Below are 18,661 nucleotides of genomic sequence, written 5' to 3'. Positions count from 1 at the left end.
ATCTGCTAAATCAGGCCGTGACGACCGGAAGGAAGGGCCCGCGCATCATGACCGACAGGTTTCGCCTGACACTGGCACAGCTCAATGCGACGGTAGGCGATCTGGCTGGCAATGCCGCGCTGGCGCGCGAGGCGTGGGAAGAGGGCCGCAAGGCCGGTGCGCAGATGGTGGCGCTGCCCGAGATGTTCATCACCGGCTACAACACGCAGGACCTGGTGATGAAGCCGGCCTTTCACCAGGCTGCGATTGCCGAGATCGAGAAGCTGGCCGTGGATTGTGCCGACGGCCCGGCGCTGGCCATCGGCGGGCCGGCGCTGGAGGGCACGGGGCTCTACAACGCCTATTACATCCTGAAGGGCGGCGAGATCACCGCACGGGTTCTGAAGCATCACCTGCCCAACGAGACGGTGTTCGACGAGGTGCGGATCTATGACGTGGGCCCGGTGGGCGGGCCTTACGTGGTGGATGGCGTGCGCATCGGCAGCCCGATCTGCGAGGATAGCTGGTACGAGGATGTCTCGGAAACGCTGGCCGAGACCGGGGCGGAGCTCCTGCTGGTGCCCAACGGTTCGCCCTATTACTGCGGCAAGCTGGAGACGCGGCAGAGCCTGATGGTGTCGCGGGTGGTCGAGACCGGCTTGCCGCTGGTCTATCTGAACCTTGTGGGCGCGCAGGACGACCAGGTGTTCGACGGGGGCACCTTCGTGCTGAACCCCGGGGGCGAGCTGATGGTGCAGATGCCGCTGATGGAGGAGGCGATTGTGCATGTCGATTTCGTGCGCACTGAAGAGGGGTGGCGGGCCGAGCCGGGGGAGCTGGCGCATATCCCGGACGGGTATGAGCAGGATTACCATGCGATGGTGCTGTCGCTGCGGGATTACCTTCGCAAGACCGGGTTCAGGAAGGTTTTGCTGGGCCTGTCGGGCGGGATCGACAGCGCAATCGTGGCGACCGTGGCCGTGGATGCGTTGGGGCCGGAGAACGTGCGCTGCGTGATGCTGCCGTCGGAGTACACGTCGGAGGCCTCGCTGGACGATGCCAAGGCGGTGGCCGAGAACCTGGGCTGCCGGTATGACTTCGTGCCGATTTCCGAGGGGCGCGCGGCGATCACCAACACGCTGGCGCCGCTCTTCGAGGGGCTGGAGCCGGACCTGACCGAGGAGAACATCCAGTCGCGGCTGCGCGGCCTTCTGTTGATGGCGATGTCGAACAAGTTCGGGGAGATGCTGCTGACCACCGGCAACAAGTCGGAAGTGGCGGTGGGCTATGCCACGATCTATGGCGACATGGCAGGCGGGTACAACCCGATCAAGGACATGTACAAGACGCGGGTGTTCGATGTCTGTCGCTGGCGCAATGCCAACCACCGGGCGTGGATGAAGGGGCCCGGGGGCGAGGTCATTCCGCAGAACGTCATCCAGAAGCCGCCCTCGGCCGAGCTGCGCGAGGATCAGAAGGACAGCGATTCGCTGCCCGATTACCCGGTGCTGGACGGCATCCTGAAGATCCTCGTCGACCAGGACGGGTCGGTTTCCGATTGCGTGGCGGCCGGGTATGACCGCGCGGATGCGAAGAAGGTGGAGCACCTGCTTTACATCTCGGAATACAAGCGCTTCCAGTCCGCGCCGGGCACGCGGCTGTCGAAGCGGGCGTTCTGGCTGGACCGGCGTTATCCGATCGTCAACCGCTGGCGCGACGGGAGCTAGGAGTTCGGGCGCTCAGGCGTCAGTTATCGTCGTCGCCGCATTTGCCGTTCTTGCAGCCATCCTCTTCGTCGCCGGGATCGCGGCCTCCGCCGCTGGCCTGGGCCTGTTGAGCGGTGATCGCGACGGCCATGGCCGCGGCGGGCACACCCAGCAAGGTGCCGAAAATGATGTTGCGCCGAGAGACGAGGGTCTTCCGTTCATCGAGTTTCATCTGGTTATCCTCCCCTGAAACGGATGAGCCAGAATACTCCAAAACGGGATTTCGCGCAAATTGGCGCCTTGGGACCGCGCGGTGAGAGCAGGTTTTGCGTGGTTTCGGGGGGCGATTTGCCGGGCAAAGCCCGGACCGGTTTGGGTTCCACCCGTTCGAACCTCAAACCGTCCACTGGACGGTTTGCCGGGCAAAGCCCGGACCGGTTCTCACTCCCACCAACGGTCTATGGACGCGATGTCCTCGTCGGACCATCCGAAATGGTGGGCGAACTCGTGGATCGTGACATGGGCCACGAGATCCTCGATCTCGACATCGCCGCGGTCGTGCCATTCGGCGAGGATGGGCTCGCGGAAGAGCCAGACGCTGTCGGGGCCGAGCGGCTGGTGGATGACCGATTTCTCGGTCATCGGGATGCCGTCATAGAGGCCGGTCAATTCCAGCGGGTCGGCCAAGCCGAGATCGTCGAGCATCCAGCGTTCGGGCCAGTCGACGACGCGCAGCGCCACCTCCCTGGCGGCGGGCTGGAAACCGTCGGGAAGGTCGGCGATGGCGGCGCGGGCCATCTCCTCAATCTGGGCAAGGCTGGGGTCGGGGCGTGACATGCCCCTGATATGCGGCGCGGCGCGCCGGAATGGAAGGGCGCGCCGCGGGTATTTCAGAGCATCATCTGGTAGCTGGTCGGCACGAAGCGATAGTCGTCGCCCTGCTTCTCGGCATAGCCGGTGCCGGGCCACGGCATGTGGTAGCCCACGAAGGGCAGGTCGTCGGCGGCCATCATGTCGAGCAGCTTGCGGCGGGTGGCGGCGGCGGCCTCCTTGTCCATGTCGAACTTCACCTCCCAGTCGGGATGGGCGAGCGACCAGACGTAATGATTGGCGAAATCCGCCGCGATCAGGAAGCGTTCGCCTTCGCTTTCGATCATGTGGACCATGTGGCCGGGCGTGTGACCGAAGGCGGCCATCGCCGTGTGGCCGGAAAAGCCGCTGGCGCCGTCCTCCATCATCGTTGTCTGGTCGGCGAGCGGGCGCATCTTGGCCTCGAAGGTTTCGTTTTCGGCCTGCGCCCAGTGGTCGAACTCGACTTGGCCGGTGGCATAGGCGGCGTTGGGGAAGGTGGGCGTTTCGCCATCCGACAGCCCGCCGATATGGTCGCCATGCATGTGGGTGAGCACGACGAGGTCGATCATGTCGGCGCTGTAGCCCGCGGCCTCGAGCGCGGCGGTGATGCCCGCGGGGTCGAGCCCGGTATCGAAAAGCACGAGCTGTTCGCCGGTATTGACCACGGTGGGGGTGAAGAAGAACTGCGCCTGGTCGGTGGGCAGGTTGGCCTCGGCCGAGACGGTCTCGAACTCTTCCTCGCTGACGTTGAGGCCGAAGATGGAATGGGGGTCGGGCCGGGGCGAGGTGGCGGCGAGAAGCGTGGTGACTTCGAAGGCACCCAGCTTGAAGCGGTTGTGGGTGGGGGTGGATGCGCCCATCATCGGGGCGGCGGCGTGGGCGATGCCGGTGCCGGCGAAGGGCAGGGCGGCGGCCGCCGAGAGAACGGAGCGGCGGGTGATCAGGGTGGTCATTGGCAGTCCTCCTTGTTGTCCGTGCGAAGTGTAGCGCGGGGAGCGTGACAGCTCAGACATGCTCACGCCAATGTGACCGGCGAGGAGGGCGCCGGCCGTAGGGGCCCGAGTATTCTGGACAATCGGGCCCGCCTGTGACATTGCCCGCTGCGACCATCCGGAGCATGAGCCAATGACCACCACCCGTTTCGCCCCGTCGCCCACCGGTTACATCCACGTGGGCAACCTGCGCACCGCGCTGATGAATTTCCTGATCGCGCGCAAGGCCGGGGGCACCTTCATCCTGCGGATCGACGACACCGACCCGGAGCGGTCGAAGGAAGAGTATGTCGACGCGATCAAGGAAGACCTTGAATGGCTGGGCCTGACATGGGACCGGGTCGAGCGGCAGTCGCAGCGGCTGGACCGTTACGCGGAAGCCGCCGACCGGCTGCGCGATATGGGGCGGTTCTACGAGGCGTTCGAGACACCGACCGAGCTTGACCTGAAACGGAAGAAGCAGCTGAACATGGGGCGGCCGCCGGTTTACGACCGGGCGGCGCTGTCGCTGTCGGAGGAGGAGAAGGACGCGCTGCGCGCCGAGCGGGGCGATGGCGTGTGGCGGTTCAAGCTGGATCACGAGCGGATCGAGTGGGAGGACGGCATCCTCGGCCCGGTGTCGATCGACGCGGCCAGCGTGTCTGATCCGGTGCTGATCCGGGGCGACGGGCAGGTTCTGTATACCATGGCCTCGGTGGTCGACGACACCGAGATGGGCGTGACCCATGTCGTGCGCGGGTCGGACCACGTGACCAACACCGCGACGCAGATCCAGATCATCGAGGCGCTGGGCGGCAACGTGCCGTCGTTCGCGCATCATTCGCTGCTGACCGGGCCGATGGGCGAGTCGCTGTCGAAGCGGCTGGGCACGCTCAGCCTGCGCGACCTGCGGGCGCAGGGGGTGGAGCCGATGGCGCTTTTGTCGCTGATGGCGCGGCTGGGCTCGGCCGACCCGGTGGAGCTTCGGGGCAGTGTCGACGAGCTGGTCGAGGGGTTCGATATCTCGCGCTTCGGCTCGGCGCCGACGAAGTTCGATGCCAATGACCTTTTCCCGCTGAGCGCGCGGATCCTGCACAACCGGCCTTTCGCGGATGTGAAGGACGAGATCGCCGCGCTGGGCGTGCCGGACGACCAGGCCGAGCGGTTCTGGGAGGTCACGCGCGAGAATGTCTCGACGATCAAGGACCTCGGGCCGTGGTGGGTGATGTTCCGCGACGGGGCGGAGCCGGATATCGCCGAGGAGGACCGAGAATTCGTGGCCGAGGCGCTGGCGCTGCTGCCGGAGGGCCCGCATGACGGCGAGACCTGGGGCCAGTGGACGGCCGAGGTGAAGGAGAAGACCGGGCGCAAGGGCAAGGGGCTGTTCATGCCGCTGCGCAAGGCCCTGACGGGTCAGAGCCACGGGCCGGACATGAGCCAGGTGCTGCCGCTGCTTCAGACGATCAAGGCGAAGCGCTAGCGCCGAAGGCTTTCTGATAGGTTTCCTTCATCCGTTCGCGTTCCCAGTCGATGGCCAGCGCCGACTGGCCGTAATCGAAGGTGTGCTTCGCCCAGTCGCGCGCGGCCCGGGCCAGCCGGTCGTTGCCGGCCTCCCGTAGCGCGTCGAGCGCGTGAAGCACGCGGCGCTGGACCTCGAGATGCCCGGCGCCGTCGCGGGCGACGCCGGCGAAGGCAAATTCGACAAGGCTTTCGGGCGAGACCTCGGTGACGAAGATGCGCGAATAGGCCGGCGCGTCGTCGTTGGGCGGGGTCGTGCCCCATTCCCAGAGCAAACGCTCCTGCCGGGCGACCACGTCGATGGCGGTGCCGGGGTCGTTGATGCCGGGCGACAGCGCGCGCGAGGCGATCTCGGACAGGACCAGCAGGCCATAGGTGGCATCCTGTTCGAAGGTGCGAAACTCGCCGATGGTGAGGCCCGCCTGCACCTGTTCGATCTGGCCCTCGTCGAGACCTGCCACGTGGCCCACGGTCTGTCCCTTGAGCACGAAGGTGCCGGGCGGGGTAATGAGCCAGATGCGGGCGGCCTCGCCCGGCAGGCAATCGTCGATATGGGGCAGGTTCATCACCTGGATATAGCCCGAGCGCGGGGCGGGAAGCGGCTTGGCGTCGGGCGGTATCACCGTGTCCCCGGTCAGCGGTGTCGCGGTCAGGGCGGGGCTTTGCCGGGTGGTCATCAGGCTGGCGCGCGCCTCTTCATCGGTCTTGCGCAGGGTGGCATCCATGCTGCCGAGGTCGCTGAGATGTTCGATCCAGCGCATCATGGCGAGGATCACCAGCACCACCACCAGCACCGTCATCCCCATGAGGATCACCGCCGAGCCCTCGGCATGAAGGCCGGCCTGCACGAGGATGATGGAACAGAGCGAATAGACGAAGGCACCGATGAAGGTGGCGAGCGCCGTGTGGGTGACGGTGTCGTTCAGCAGGATGCGGTGGGCGCGGGGCGTGGCCTGGGCCGCGGCGGCGTGGTGGGCGGTGACCATCACGTTGAGGGAGAAGGTGCTGACCGCCAGCATGCCCGAGGCGAGGATCTTCAGCACGGGCATCACCGCGTCCGTGCCGAACCGCTGGCGCAGGGCTTCGGGCAGGATGGTCTCGAAGGTCATCGCCAGCCCCGAGGCCAGCAGTGCCAGCACCGAGATCAGCGCGACCCGGATCCAGAGGCTGCGGGCGAAGCGCAGGATCTTGAGCGCGGTGCCCGAGACGATCGCCGATCTCTTCATGAAGGTTTCCTTTTTCCGTCTTCCCAGCCTAGGCGACTAGCGAGTCAAAAGGCGAACCTTTCTTTCGGCCAGCAGGTCATCGACGAGGGCGCGCTCGTGCTCGTTGAGCGTGCGGTGACGGGGATAGACCGGGTCGGCGCGGTCGTTCAGCACCGGGGCATCCCACCCGTCCGTCGTGTCGAAGAACCGCTGCACCCCCTGCTCGCCGAATTCGCGCAGGTAGCCCTGAAGGACCACATCTACATAACTCAGCAGCACCGGGCAGGTTTCATCCGGCTTGCCATGCTTGCCCTCGGGGATGGTGTAGACGGCGATTTCGGGGCGGTGGGCGAGGCTGTGGGTGATCTGTTCATGGGCGGCGACGCGGTCATAGGCCCCTTCGCGTTCGTCGAGCGCGGCCCAGTCGGCGGCGGGCACGGGCGCGATCAGCCCGTCGATCTCGGCCGTGGGATCGGGGATGACGGTCAGGTAGGCGATCGGACGGATCACCGTGTGCCGCCAGACCCGGCGCCAGCCCTTGAGGCGGGCCAGCTCGGCGTTCTGGAAATGGTGCGTGTCGCGGTTCACCAGGCTGCCGTAGCCGAAGAAATAGGCCTCGGGCAGGTCGGGGGCAGAAGTTGTATCTGCCGTGTATGTTTTGATCTGTGTCATGGTACGCCTTGTTTTGTGCCTGCAAAGTCGCCGGACATCAAGCCGGGGGAGGGCGGGCGGCGTGCGCATCACGAAACGAACCAATATCGCGTTCAGGGTACTCATGTTCTGTGGTGTCCATGCCGGTCGGCTGGTGACCAAGGCCGAGATTGCCGAGCGCTGCAACACCTCCGAGAGCCACCTGGCGCAGGTGATCAACCGGTTGGGGCAGTTGGGCTACCTGTATACGCAGCGGGGCCGGGCCGGGGGCATCACGCTGGCGCGGCCGATGGGCGAGATCGACCTGGGCGGGGTGTTCCGCGATCTCGAGGCGCAGGCGCCGCTGGCGGAGTGCTTTGCCGATGTCGACAACACCTGCCCGCTGGTCCCGGCCTGCCGGTTGCGCGAGGCGATGGCCGGCGCGGCGGAGGCGTTCTATGCCCATCTCGACCGGATGACGCTGGATGACCTGATCTGCGAGAACGTGGCGCTGGCGGATATCCTGAGCCTGCCGGCTTGCGCGAAGCGGGCTTGAAACGACTCGTCCCGTATACTAGCGTACACCCAGATCGAAACGGGAGAACCGGCAAGAGCCGGTGCCGAAGGAGCAACCGCCCCGGAAACTCTCAGGCCGCAGGGACCGTTTTGCATCTGAAGTGAACTCTGGAGAGATCCCGGCAGCATGACCGGGGCGCCGAAGGGATAGCGATCTCAGGCAGAAGGACAGAGGGGGCATCGGAAATGGCGCGCGTAGTGCGTGCCGAAACGGTGCCGGATGCGATCCACCACGCGACCCGGCCTTGCAGAGCGAGAAAGGTGCGGGATGAGTGATCTCGGCAGGACGCCGCTATATGATTTGCACGTGGAGCTGGGCGCGAAGATGGTGCCCTTTGCCGGCTACGAGATGCCCGTGCAGTACAAGCTTGGCGTCATGAAGGAGCATCTTCATACGCGGGAAAAGGCGGGGCTTTTCGACGTCAGCCACATGGGACAGGTGATCCTGCGGCACGAGGGCGGCTATGGCCCGGTGGCGCAGGCGATGGAGCGGCTTGTGCCGGTGAGCCTTCTGCCGCTGGGCGAGAAGCGGCAGCGCTACGGGTTCTTCACCAATGACGCGGGCGGCATCCTTGACGACCTGATGATGACCAACCGGGGCGATCACATGCTGGTGGTGGTCAACGCGGCCTGCAAGGAGGCCGATATCGCCCATATGAAGGCGGGCCTGCCGGGGGTCGAGGTGGCCGAGCAGCGCGATCGCGCGTTGCTGGCGCTGCAGGGCCCGGCGGCGGAAGAGGTGCTGGAGCCGGTGGCGCCGGGCTGCGACATCATGAAATTCATGGACACCGGCATTTTCAACTCGGATTTCGGCGAGCTGTGGGTGTCGCGCTCGGGCTATACGGGCGAGGACGGCTACGAGATTTCGGTGCACGCGACCCATGCCGAGGCGCTGGCGCGGCACCTGCTGGCGCATGACGCGGTGGAGCCTATCGGGCTTGGCGCGCGCGACAGCCTGCGGCTGGAGGGCGGGCTTTGCCTTTACGGTCACGATATCGACGAGACGACCAGCCCGGTGGAGGGGAACCTTGCCTGGGCGATCCAGAAGGTGCGCCGCTCCGGCGGCGACCGGGCGGGCGGCTTTCCGGGCGCCGAGCGCATTCTGAACGAGCTGGACGAGGGCACGCCGCGCCTGCGCGTGGGCCTTGCCCCCGAAGGCCGCGCGCCGATGCGCGAGGGTGTGCAGCTTTTCGCCAACGAGGAGGGTGGCGAGGCCATTGGCCACGTGACATCCGGCGCGTTCGGCCCGACGGTGGGCGCGCCGGTCTCGATGGGCTACGTGCCTGCCGAGCTGTCGCGCCCCGGTGCCCGGCTTTACGGCGAGGTGCGCGGCAAGCGCCTGCCGGTGCGGGTGGCCGAACTGCCCTTTACGCCTGCCAATTTCAAACGCTGATCCAACACGAGGGAGACTTACATGAAATTCACCGAACAGCATGAATGGCTGAAGCCCGAAGGCGACGAGGTGGTCGTCGGCATCACCGAACATGCCGCCAACGAGCTGGGCGATATCGTCTTCATCGAGCTGCCCGAGGAGGGCAAGACCGTCAGCAAGGATGACGAGATCGTGGTGATCGAAAGCGTCAAGGCCGCATCCGACATCATGGCGCCGGTCGATGGCGAGATCACCGAGGTGAACGAGGCGATCGTTGACGAGCCGGGCAAGGTGAACGAGGACCCGATGGGCGATGGCTGGTTCTTCAAGATCAAGCCGTCGGACCCGAGCCAGATGGACGACCTGATGGACGAGGCCGCGTATCAGCAGTTCATCAGTTGATGTCATGCGGCTCACAAGCGAGGAGCAGGAGGCCCTGCAACATCTGGGCCACGTGTTTCACCAGGACACGTTCCTGATCCATGGTTCGCTCGATGAGGCCATTGCTGAAATGGTCGGCGACCTTGATGCCAAGGAGAGGCTGCGGCTTCGCCGAACGCTCGAACGGCTTCTCGCAACGTGCAGCAACGCCGAGCTGAAGGGCCATTTCAATCGTTCCGGTGCCGAGGTGTTCATCAACGCCCGCGGCGCGCGGATGATCTTTGAAACGGCCCTGAAGCACACCACCGAACGCCGACACGCCACCTAGTGGAGAGGAACGATATGCCCTTCAAACCCACCGACTACCTGCCCTACGATTTCGCCAACCGCCGCCATATCGGCCCCTCGCCGGAAGAGATGGAGGAGATGCTGAAGGTGGTGGGCGCCGAAAGCCTCGACGCGCTGATCGACGAGACGGTGCCGAAGGCGATCCGGCAGGAAACGCCGCTGGATTTCGGCAAGCCCAAGTCGGAGCGGGAACTGCTGCATTACATGCGGGAGGTGTCGTCGAAGAACAAGGTGATGGTCAGCCTGATCGGGCAGGGCTATCACGGCACGGTGACGCCGCCGGCGATTCAGCGGAACATCCTCGAGAACCCGGCGTGGTACACCTCCTACACGCCCTACCAGCCCGAGATCAGCCAGGGGCGGCTTGAGGCGCTTTTGAATTTCCAGACCATGATCAGCGACCTGACGGGGCTGGAGATCGCCAATGCCTCGCTTCTGGACGAGGCGACGGCCTGTGCCGAGGCGATGACCATGGCGCAAAGGGTGTCGAAATCGAAGGCGAAGGCGTTCTTCGTCGACCGCGATTGCCACCCGCAGAACATCGCCGTGATGCAGACCCGGGCCGAGCCGCTGGGGATCGAGGTGATCGTCGGCAATCCTGACAAGATGGAGGCCGACAAGGTGTTCGGCGCGATCTTCCAGTATCCGGGCACCTATGGCCACGTGCGGGATTTCAGCGACCAGATCTCGGCGCTGCACGAGCATGAGGGGATCGGCGTGATGTCGGCCGATCCGCTGTCGCTGACCCTGCTGAAGGAGCCCGGCGCGATGGGGGCGGATATCGCCGTGGGCAGCACCCAGCGTTTCGGCGTGCCGATGGGCTATGGCGGGCCGCACGCGGCCTACATGGCCTGCCGCGAGCCGATGAAGCGGGCGATGCCCGGGCGGCTGGTGGGCGTGTCGGTGGACAGCCATGGCAACCGGGCCTACCGCCTGGCCCTGCAGACCCGCGAGCAGCATATCCGGCGCGAGAAGGCCACCAGCAATGTCTGCACCGCGCAGGCGCTTCTGGCGGTGATGGCGTCGATGTATGCCGTCTTCCACGGGCCCAAGGGGCTGAAGGCCATCGCGCAGCGCATCCACCGCAAGACCGTGCGGCTGGCCCGCGGGCTGGAGGAGAACGGCTTCAAGGTGGACCCCAGGGCGTTCTTCGACACGATCACCGTGGATGTCGGCCCGCTTCAGGCGGCGGTGCTGAAATCGGCGGTGGACGAGGGGATCAACCTGCGCCGCGTGGGCGAGACCCGCGTCGGCATCACCATCGACGAGGCGACGCGGCCGGAAAGCGTGGAAGGCGTCTGGCGGGCCTTCGGGATCCAGCGGAAGGATGACGATTTCGAGCCGGAATACCGCGTGCCGAAGAACATGCATCGCAGGTCCGAGTACCTGACCCACCCGATCTTCCACATGAACCGGGCCGAGACCGAGATGATGCGCTACATGCGGCGGCTGGCGGACCGCGACCTCGCGCTCGACCGGGCGATGATCCCGTTGGGAAGCTGCACGATGAAGCTCAACTCGGCCGCCGAGATGATGCCGGTGAGCTGGCGGGAGTTCTCGGGCCTGCACCCCTATTGCCCGGAGGATCAGGCGTTGGGCTACAAGCACCTGATCGACGACCTGAACGCCAAGCTGTGCGAGATCACCGGTTATGACGCCATTTCCATGCAGCCCAACTCGGGCGCGCAGGGGGAATACGCGGGGCTGCTGACCATCGCCGCCTATCACCGCGCGAATGGCGAGGGACACCGCAATGTCTGCCTCATCCCGATGAGCGCCCATGGCACCAACCCGGCCAGCGCCCAGATGGTGGGCTGGAAGGTGGTGGTGGTGAAATCCGGCAAGAGCGGGGATATCGACCTCGAGGATTTCCGGGCCAAGGCCGAAGAGCATTCGGAGAACCTGGCCGGCTGCATGATCACCTATCCCAGCACCCATGGCGTCTTCGAGGAGAACGTGCGCGATGTCTGCCAGATCGTGCATGACCATGGCGGGCAGGTCTATATCGACGGGGCGAACCTCAACGCCATGGTGGGGCTGGCAAGGCCCGGCGACGTGGGTGGCGATGTGAGCCACCTGAACCTGCACAAGACCTTCTGCATTCCGCATGGCGGTGGCGGGCCCGGCATGGGGCCGATCGGGGTGAAGGCGCACCTGGCCGATCACCTGCCGGGTCATCCGGCGACGGGAGGCGCGGCCGGGCCGGTGTCCGCCGCGCCTTATGGCTCGCCCTCGATCCTGCCGATCAGCTGGGCCTATATCCTGATGATGGGCGGCGCCGGGCTGACGCAGGCGACGCGGGTGGCGATCCTGAACGCCAACTACGTCGCCAAGCGGCTCGAGGGGGCCTATGACGTGCTCTACAAGGGCTCGCAGGGGCGGATCGCGCATGAATGCATCCTCGACACCCGCCCCTTTGCCGAAAGCGCCAAGATCACCGTGGACGACATTGCCAAGCGGCTGATCGACAACGGGTTTCACGCGCCCACGATGAGCTGGCCGGTGGCGGGCACGCTGATGGTGGAGCCCACGGAAAGCGAGACCAAGGCCGAGCTCGACCGGTTCTGCGAGGCGATGCTGGCGATCCGCGAGGAGATCCGGGACGTGGAGGAGGGCCGCATCGACGGCGAGAACAACCCGCTGAAGAACGCGCCGCACACGATGGAGGACCTGGTGAAGGACTGGGAGCGGCCCTACAGCCGCGAACAGGCCTGTTTCCCGCCGGGCGCCTTCCGGGTCGACAAGTACTGGCCGCCGGTCAACCGGGTCGACAACGCCTATGGCGACCGGCATCTCGTCTGCACCTGCCCGCCGATGGAGGACTATGCCGAGGCGGCGGAGTAGCCCGCCCGGCAACGGCGGGGCTTTACGGAGCCCCGCGCATCCTCTAATCGCCGTCCGGATGGACCCATGTCCGGGAGGCGGTGATGGTCAAGACGGAACGCTTCGTCTTTTACCTGGTCGATGAATTTGCGCATTTGTCCTTTTCCTGCGCGGTCGAACCGCTCAGGATCGCCAATCTCGTGTCCGGCAGGCCGCTTTACGAGTGGAGCTTCGCCTCGGAGAACGGCGAGACGGCGCTTAGCAACAACGGCACGGTCGTGCGGGTGCATGCCGGGTTCGACCGGCCGGTGAAGGCGGACCGGCTGTTCCTGCTGGCGGGCTCGAACATGCGCAACCACATGACCAGGCGGCTCCTGTCGGCGCTCCGGCGCGAGCGGTCGCATGGCACGCCGATCGGGGCGCTGTGCTCGGCGGCCTATATCCTTTCCTATGCCGGGATGCTGGACGGGATGCGCGCGGCCATTCACTGGGCGTATCACGACCTCTTCGTCGAGGAGTTCCCGAACGTCCACCTCGTGCCCAATGTCTTCGTCGCCGACGAGAAGATCATCACCGCCTCGGGCGGGACGGCGACGGCGGACCTGATGCTGCACCTGATGGGACAGGCGCATGGCGCGGAGCTTGCCAACGAGGTGGCCGACCAGATGGTCTACAACACCGTGCGCGAGGCGTCCGCCACGCAGAAGGTCTCGGTCCAGGCGCGGCACGGGATGCGCAACCCGCATTTGACCCAGGCGGTGCAGATCATGTCGGAGTCGATCGAGGACCCGGTGCCGACGGCGGAGGTCGCCCGGCAGGTGGGTATCTCGACCCGCCAGCTCGAGCGGCTGTTCGGCCAGTACCTGCAACGGTCGCCGTCGAAATACTATCTCGAGATGCGGCTGCAGCGGGCGCGGAACCTGCTGTTGCAGAGCGAGAAGTCGGTGACCGAGATCGCGGTGGCGACGGGGTTCCGATCGACCACGCATTTCGCGCGGGTGTACCGGGGCCTCTTCGGGGTGTCGCCCGGCGGGCAGCGGGCGCGGCTGACCTGAGGCGCTGGCGCCTGGTGGCTTCTGTCGGACGCCTCCGGCGGGAGTATTTGGGCCAAGAAGAAGCCGGGAGACATGCTTCTTCTTGGTGGCAAATACTCCGGGGGGAGCGTTGAAATCTCCTGATTTCAACGTGGGGGGCTGGCCCCCCCTGCTGCGCTCTCAGTCCAGCAGGAAGGAGAAGGTGTCGCGCAGGCGGGTCCAGCTTTGTTCGTCGGGGGCGGCGAGGATGTAGCTGTCCATCTTTCCGGCCACGAAATCGGAGCCGTCGAGCATGCGGGCGACACCGCCCGCTTTCCGGGTGATCAGCACGCCGGCGGCGTGGTCCCACGGCTTGGGCGGGCCGGAGAGGAGGAAATCCATCCCGCCCTGCGCCAGCGTCCGGTAATGGTGGCAGGAACAGCGCAGGGCCGTGGTGAAGGCGAAGCGGGGCAGGGTTTCGGCGAGGGCGGCGCGTTTGTCTTCCGGCAGGTTGTAGATGGGCACGTAGCCCGACAGGTCGGCCAGTTCGGCGCCCTGCGAGACGCTGAGCGGGCGGTCGGCGCCGAGGCTGCGGGCGAGCGTCGCGCCCTCGCTACCTTCGTCGGCGGTGATCCAGTCATCCATCACCGGGTCGTAGAGCAGCCCCCAGACCGGGCGGCCGAAGCGGGTGGCCGAGAGGATCACGCCGAAGAGCGACAGGCCGTGGGCGAAGTTCCAGGTGCCGTCGACCGGGTCGATGATGAAGGCCAGTTCCGCCTCGGCCAGTTTGTCGGTGATGGAGGGGTCGTCGGCTGCGGCCTCCTCGCCCACGACGAGGGCATGGGGGAACATCTGCTGGATGCCGCGCGCGAGCATCGCCTCGGCCGCCACGTCGGCGGCGGTGACCAGGTCGAACCGGTCGGCCTTGGCCGAGATGTCGGCATGGCCGAGATTGCGGAAATGCGGCATGATCTCGGTCTTGGCCGTGCGGCGGACGAGGTTCACGAGGCTCGTCTGCTGGGCGCGGCTGAGCGGCGAGGTCAGCGGGATGGGCAGGCTGTCGGGCATGGGCGATTCCCTCTTCGGGCTGGCGTGGGCCATGAAGTGCCACCCTTGGGCGGGAAGTTCAACTTGGGCCTAGTCCTGTGCGCGGAGAACCCGTGCGGGCTTGGCCGAGACCGGGCCGAGGGCGAAGGCGAGGCCGGCGAGCAGGCTGATCACCGCGCCGCCCGCGACGATCAGCACGGCCGGGCCCCAGGCGATCTCGAAGCCGGTGTCCATGACGTAGTGGCTGACCGCCCAGCCGCCGGCGATGCCCGCGAAGAGCGCCACCAGCCCGGCGGCCATGCCCAAGAGGCCCGAGCGCAGGGTCAGTCCGGCGAGGATGCGGGCGCGGGTGGCGCCGAGGGTTTTCAGGATCGCCGCCTCGTAGCTGCGCGAGCGCTGGTCGGCCGCGGCCGCGCCGATGAGGACGAGGAAGCCGGTGAGCAGCGTCGCCGCCGCCCCCCAGGCCGTGGCCGAGGCGAGGCCGGCGAGCAGGCCGCTCACCTGGTCGATGGCGTCGCGGACGCGGATGGCGGTGATGTTGGGGTAGCTGTCGGAGAGGTCGCGGAAGATGGCCGCTTCGGCGGCCTCGTCGGCATAGACCGTGGCGATGAAGGTGTGCGGCGCGGCCTCGAGCGCGGCCTGGTTCATGACCATGATGAAGCCCATCCCGGCGGTCGAGAAATCGACCTCGCGGAAGGAGGTGAGGGTCGCCGTGATGTCGCGGCCGAGGATGTTGACGGTGATCTCGTCGCCGAGCTTCAGGCCCATCTCGGCGGCTTCTTCGGCGGCGAAGCTGACCTGCGGCTCGCCCGCGTAGCCTTCGCCCCACCAGTCGCCGTCCACGATCGTGGTGCGGGAGGGGATGGCGTCGGCATAGGTGATGCCGCGGTCGCCCTGGACGACCCAGTGCTCGCCCGCGACCTCGGATGCGGGCTGGCCGTTGATGCGGCTGAGGATGCCGCGCAGCATGGGGGCGTTGTCGATGCGGCTGACGCCGGGGTCGGTTTCGAGGCGCTCGAGGACGGGGCCGATCTGGTCCTTCTGGATGTCGACGAAGAAGAAGGAGGGGGCCTGGTCGGGGAGGTCGCGGGCGATGGCGCCGCGCAGGTTCTGGTCGATCTGGCCCACGGCGGCGAGGACCGAGAGGCCGAGGCCGAGCGACAGGACGACGGGGCCCGCGGTGCTGCCCGGCCCGCCGATGGCGGCGAGCGCCCAGCCCAGGGCCGGGCGGCCGCGGGCGGCGGGGCGCAGGGCCCGGGCGGCGGCCTGGATGCCGAGGCCGGCGATGGCGAGGATCAGGAGCGCGCCGAGGATGCCGCCGGCGGTCCAGAGGGTGAGTTCGAGATTGCCCGAGAAGCTGGCGGCGGCGAAGAGGAGGAGCGCCAGAAGGGCCAGCGTGGCAAGGACGAAGGGCCACGAGGGCAGCGCGCGGGCCCGGGCGAGCGCGTCGCGGTAGAGGGCGGCGGCGCGGACCTCCTTGGCGCGGGCCAGCGGCCAGAGGGTGAAGATCAGCACCGTGAGGATCGAGTAGATCGCAGCCTCGATCATCGGGGCCGGGTAGGCGGCGAAGACGGCCGGGACGGGGAGTTGAGCTTCGATGAGGGGCGAGAGGAGGACGGGCACGCCCACGCCGAGGGCGAGGCCGAGGAGGAGGCCGAGGGTGGCCAGCGCGCCCACCTGCAGGAAGTAGGTGAGGAAGATGGTCGACTGGCCCGCGCCCAAGGTGCGCAGGGTGGCGATGGTCTGGGTCTTGCCGGCGAGGTAGGCGCGCAGCGCGGCCGAGATGCCCACGCCGCCGACGGCAAGGCCGGAGAGGCCCACGAGGACGAGGAAGGCGCCGAGGCGCTGGACGAATTCGGCCACGCCCGGCGCGCCGTTGCGGGCATCGCGCCAGCGCAGGCCGCTGTCCTGCAGGACGTCCTTGGCTTCGGCCTCGACCGCGGCTAGGGAGGTGCCGGCGGGCAGGTCGAGCCGGTACTTGGTGGAGTAGAGCGAGCCGGGTTCGAGAAGGCCGGAGCCTTCCAGCGCCTCGGTCGCGACGATGGTGCGGGGGCCGAGGCCGAAGCCGGCGGTGGCGTTGTCGGGCTCGGATTCGAGCGCGGCCATCAGGCGGAAGTCGCGCGTGCCGAGGCGGACCGTATCGCCGGGGGCGATGCCCAGCCGGTCGATCAGCAGGGGGTGCATGACAAGGCCGGGGGTGTCGCCCTCGCCTGCCAAGGCCTCGGCAAGCGGCATGGGCGGGTCGAGCGTGACCTCGCCCACGAGCGGGTAGGCGGCATCGACCGCCTTCACCTGCGTCAGGCCGCGGGGGCCGTCGGGGACGGTGGCCATGGAGCGGAAATCGGCGATTTCGGAGACGCGGGTGGCGGTCTCCTCCATCCAGGCGCGTTCGGTGTCGTTGGCGAAGCGGTAGGTGAGCTCGATCTCGGCATCGCCGCCCAGGAGGCGGGCGCCTTCCTGCGAGAGGCCGGTGGCGATGCTTTCGCGCACGGTGCCCACGGCGGCGATGGCCGCGACGCCGAGGATGACGCAGCCGAGGAAGATGCGGAAGCCGCGCAGCCCGCCCCGCAATTCCCGCGCTGCCAGTTTCGCGGCCAGCCGCAGGGTGGTCATGCGGCGGCCTCGGTTTGGGAGAGGCGGCCATCGGTCAGGGTGATGACCCGGTCGCAGCGATGGGCGAGTTCCGGGGCGTGGGTGACGAGGATGAGCGTGGCGTTGTGGCGTTCGCGCAGGCCGAAGAGCAGGTCGACGATGGCCGACCCGTTGACCGAGTCGAGATTGCCTGTGGGCTCGTCGGCCAGCAGGATGTCGGGGCGCGGCGCGGCGGCGCGGGCGAGCGCGACGCGCTGCTGTTCGCCGCCGGAAAGCTGCGAGGGGTAGTGGTTCATGCGGCTTTCGAGGCCGACGGTCTTCAGTTCTTCCTCGGCGCGGGCGAAGGCATCCGCCGCGCCGGCGAGTTCCAGTGGGGTGGCCACGTTCTCGAGCGCCGTCATGGTGGGGATCAGGTGGAAGGACTGGAAGACCACACCGAAGTGATCGCGGCGGAGGCGGGCGAGCTGATCCTCGGTCATGGTGGTGAGGTCGTGGCCGAGCGCGGTGATCCGGCCGCCGGTGGCCTGTTCCAGCCCGCCCATCAGCATCAGCAGCGAGGATTTGCCGGACCCGGAGGGGCCGATCAGGCCCACCGTCTCTTGCCGGTGGACATCGAGGGAGATCGCATCAAGTATCCGGACGGGGCCGGCATTGCCCTTTAGAGAAAGCGAAGCGTCCTGAAGCGAAAGAACGGGTGAAGACATGAACTGGCGCCTAAAAATCAAGGGTTTTCTGTCATATGGGGCCTCGGCCGCGCGGGGCAAGGCGCTGGCGGTCATTATGCTGACGGCGACGCCGGCCTGGGCCGATGAGGTCACGGTGCTGGCCTTTGGCGACAGCCTGACGCAGGGCTACGGGCTGGCCGAGGCGGACGGGTTCGTGCCGCAGTTGCAGGGATGGCTCGATGAGCAGGGAGCCGAGGTGGCGCTGATCAATGGCGGGGTGTCGGGGGACACCACGGCGGGCGGTGCGTCGCGCGTGGAGTGGAGCCTGACGCCGGAGGTGGACGCGATGATCGTGGCGCTGGGGGGCAATGACCTGTTGCGGGGGATCGACCCGGCGGTGTCGCGGGAGAACCTCGACCGGATCCTGGCGGCGGCGGAGGCGCGGGAGGTGCCGGTGCTGCTGGTGGGGATGGACGCGCCGGGGAATTACGGGGCGGAGTACGAGGCGGCGTTCGACGGGATGTATCCGGAGCTGGCCGAAGCGTATGACACGCTTTACGTCGAGAGCTTCTTCGAGGGGCTGGGGACGACCGACCCGGCGGAGGCGCGGGGGTTGTTCCAGTCGGACGGGATCCATCCCAATGCCGAGGGCGTGGGCCTGATCGTCGAGGCGTTGGGGCCGAAGGTGCTGGAGCTGATCGAGGAGGTCGACTGACCGCCGCCGAACGAAAAAGGGCCCCGGCTGGGGCCCTTCTCTATCTTGTCAACACGCGTCTCAGGCGAGGGCGAGGTTGGTCGCCGCTTCGCGGCCGTCACGGCCGGCTTCGACGTCGAAGGTCACCTTCTGGTTGTCGGCGAGGCCGGTCAGGCCGGCGCGCTCGACAGCCGAGATGTGGACGAAAACGTCTTTGCCGCCTGCGTCAGGCGCGATGAAGCCGAAGCCTTTGGTGGTGTTGAACCATTTCACAGTGCCAGTGGCCATG

18 protein-coding genes and 2 riboswitches are annotated in these 18,661 nt (G+C 67.2%); of the genes, 9 read left to right on the top strand and 9 right to left on the bottom strand.

Annotated elements, in window-relative coordinates; translation table 11 throughout:
* Positions 1-47: 47 nt before the first annotated feature.
* Positions 48-1,706, top strand: coding sequence for an NAD+ synthase (locus RLN94_RS11500; protein WP_350123352.1), 1,659 nt, complete (start codon positions 48-50; stop codon positions 1,704-1,706).
* Positions 1,707-1,725: 19 nt separating this feature from the next.
* Here RLN94_RS11500 and RLN94_RS11495 read toward each other — a convergent pair whose 3' ends face one another.
* The 3 genes from RLN94_RS11495 to RLN94_RS11485 all read right to left on the bottom strand — a co-directional run bounded on the left by RLN94_RS11495 (position 1,726) and on the right by RLN94_RS11485 (position 3,490).
* On the bottom strand, positions 1,726-1,917 hold the full coding sequence (locus RLN94_RS11495; protein WP_350123349.1) for a hypothetical protein: 192 nt from the start codon (positions 1,915-1,917) through the stop codon (positions 1,726-1,728).
* Positions 1,918-2,126: 209 nt separating this feature from the next.
* On the bottom strand, positions 2,127-2,522 hold the full coding sequence (locus RLN94_RS11490; RefSeq protein ID WP_350123346.1) for a metallopeptidase family protein: 396 nt from the start codon (positions 2,520-2,522) through the stop codon (positions 2,127-2,129).
* A gap of 53 nt (positions 2,523-2,575) precedes the next feature.
* Positions 2,576-3,490 carry an MBL fold metallo-hydrolase gene (locus RLN94_RS11485; RefSeq protein WP_350123343.1) on the bottom strand — a complete coding sequence of 305 codons (915 nt, stop codon included), beginning with the start codon at positions 3,488-3,490 and terminating at the stop codon, positions 2,576-2,578.
* A gap of 172 nt (positions 3,491-3,662) precedes the next feature.
* Here RLN94_RS11485 and gltX point away from each other — a divergent pair, with 172 nt between their 5' ends.
* The gene (gene gltX, locus RLN94_RS11480; protein WP_350159172.1) at positions 3,663-4,988 is read left to right on the top strand and encodes a glutamate--tRNA ligase; all 1,326 of its coding nucleotides are present in this window, start codon (positions 3,663-3,665) and stop codon (positions 4,986-4,988) included.
* Here the strand turns inward: gltX and RLN94_RS11475 are convergent.
* The gene (locus tag RLN94_RS11475; protein WP_350125837.1) at positions 4,972-6,252 is read right to left on the bottom strand and encodes a DUF2254 domain-containing protein; all 1,281 of its coding nucleotides are present in this window, start codon (positions 6,250-6,252) and stop codon (positions 4,972-4,974) included. The genes gltX and RLN94_RS11475 overlap by 17 nt on opposite strands.
* Positions 6,253-6,288: 36 nt before the next feature.
* A complete protein-coding gene (locus tag RLN94_RS11470; RefSeq protein ID WP_350125840.1) occupies positions 6,289-6,903 on the bottom strand; it encodes a gamma-glutamylcyclotransferase family protein in 615 nt (204 codons plus the stop codon).
* Between the two features lie 61 nt (positions 6,904-6,964).
* Between RLN94_RS11470 and RLN94_RS11465 the strand changes: the two genes are divergently transcribed.
* The 6 genes from RLN94_RS11465 to RLN94_RS11440 all read left to right on the top strand — a co-directional run bounded on the left by RLN94_RS11465 (position 6,965) and on the right by RLN94_RS11440 (position 13,416).
* Complete coding sequence (locus RLN94_RS11465; protein ID WP_350125843.1) at positions 6,965-7,417, top strand: RrF2 family transcriptional regulator; 453 nt, start codon at positions 6,965-6,967, stop codon at positions 7,415-7,417.
* Positions 7,418-7,447: 30 nt separating this feature from the next.
* Positions 7,448-7,535, top strand: a riboswitch (glycine riboswitch).
* Positions 7,536-7,619, top strand: a riboswitch (glycine riboswitch).
* 86 nt (positions 7,620-7,705) lie between these two features.
* Entirely contained in the window at positions 7,706-8,830 is a 1,125-nt protein-coding gene (gene gcvT / locus RLN94_RS11460) for a glycine cleavage system aminomethyltransferase GcvT (protein WP_350122769.1), read from the top strand.
* A 21-nt stretch (positions 8,831-8,851) separates the two neighbouring features.
* Complete coding sequence (gcvH, locus tag RLN94_RS11455) at positions 8,852-9,211, top strand: glycine cleavage system protein GcvH (RefSeq protein WP_350122772.1); 360 nt, start codon at positions 8,852-8,854, stop codon at positions 9,209-9,211.
* A gap of 4 nt (positions 9,212-9,215) precedes the next feature.
* Positions 9,216-9,518, top strand: a complete 303-nt coding sequence (locus tag RLN94_RS11450) for a contact-dependent growth inhibition system immunity protein (protein WP_350122775.1) — start codon at positions 9,216-9,218, stop codon at positions 9,516-9,518.
* Between the two features lie 14 nt (positions 9,519-9,532).
* Positions 9,533-12,382 (top strand): aminomethyl-transferring glycine dehydrogenase, encoded by a 2,850-nt coding sequence (gene gcvP / locus RLN94_RS11445; RefSeq protein WP_350122778.1) that lies wholly within the window; start codon positions 9,533-9,535, stop codon positions 12,380-12,382.
* Positions 12,383-12,465: 83 nt separating this feature from the next.
* Positions 12,466-13,416, top strand: coding sequence for a GlxA family transcriptional regulator (locus tag RLN94_RS11440; RefSeq protein ID WP_350122781.1), 951 nt, complete (start codon positions 12,466-12,468; stop codon positions 13,414-13,416).
* Positions 13,417-13,575: 159 nt separating this feature from the next.
* Here RLN94_RS11440 and RLN94_RS11435 read toward each other — a convergent pair whose 3' ends face one another.
* From RLN94_RS11435 to RLN94_RS11425, 3 genes are all read right to left on the bottom strand, one after another.
* On the bottom strand, positions 13,576-14,442 hold the full coding sequence (locus tag RLN94_RS11435) for an inositol monophosphatase family protein (protein WP_350168988.1): 867 nt from the start codon (positions 14,440-14,442) through the stop codon (positions 13,576-13,578).
* A 69-nt stretch (positions 14,443-14,511) separates the two neighbouring features.
* On the bottom strand, positions 14,512-17,034 hold the full coding sequence (locus RLN94_RS11430; RefSeq protein ID WP_350122787.1) for an ABC transporter permease: 2,523 nt from the start codon (positions 17,032-17,034) through the stop codon (positions 14,512-14,514).
* Positions 17,031-17,717 (bottom strand): ABC transporter ATP-binding protein, encoded by a 687-nt coding sequence (locus tag RLN94_RS11425; RefSeq protein ID WP_350122790.1) that lies wholly within the window; start codon positions 17,715-17,717, stop codon positions 17,031-17,033. Before RLN94_RS11425 ends, RLN94_RS11430 begins: the two co-directional genes overlap by 4 nt.
* On the opposite strand from RLN94_RS11425, the gene RLN94_RS11420 reads away from it, so the two are divergent.
* Positions 17,716-18,393, top strand: a complete 678-nt coding sequence (locus RLN94_RS11420) for an arylesterase (protein ID WP_502949409.1) — start codon at positions 17,716-17,718, stop codon at positions 18,391-18,393. The two genes, RLN94_RS11425 and RLN94_RS11420, sit on opposite strands and share 2 nt — an antisense overlap.
* Positions 18,394-18,453: 60 nt before the next feature.
* Here RLN94_RS11420 and RLN94_RS11415 read toward each other — a convergent pair whose 3' ends face one another.
* Positions 18,454-18,660 carry a cold-shock protein gene (locus tag RLN94_RS11415; protein WP_300895765.1) on the bottom strand — a complete coding sequence of 69 codons (207 nt, stop codon included), beginning with the start codon at positions 18,658-18,660 and terminating at the stop codon, positions 18,454-18,456.
* Between the last annotated feature and the right edge of the window lies 1 nt (position 18,661).

It is taken from the genome of Roseovarius sp., assembly GCF_040223625.1.
Lineage (GTDB): Bacteria > Pseudomonadota > Alphaproteobacteria > Rhodobacterales > Rhodobacteraceae > Roseovarius.
This window is presented reverse-complemented; position numbering and strand designations above follow the sequence as displayed.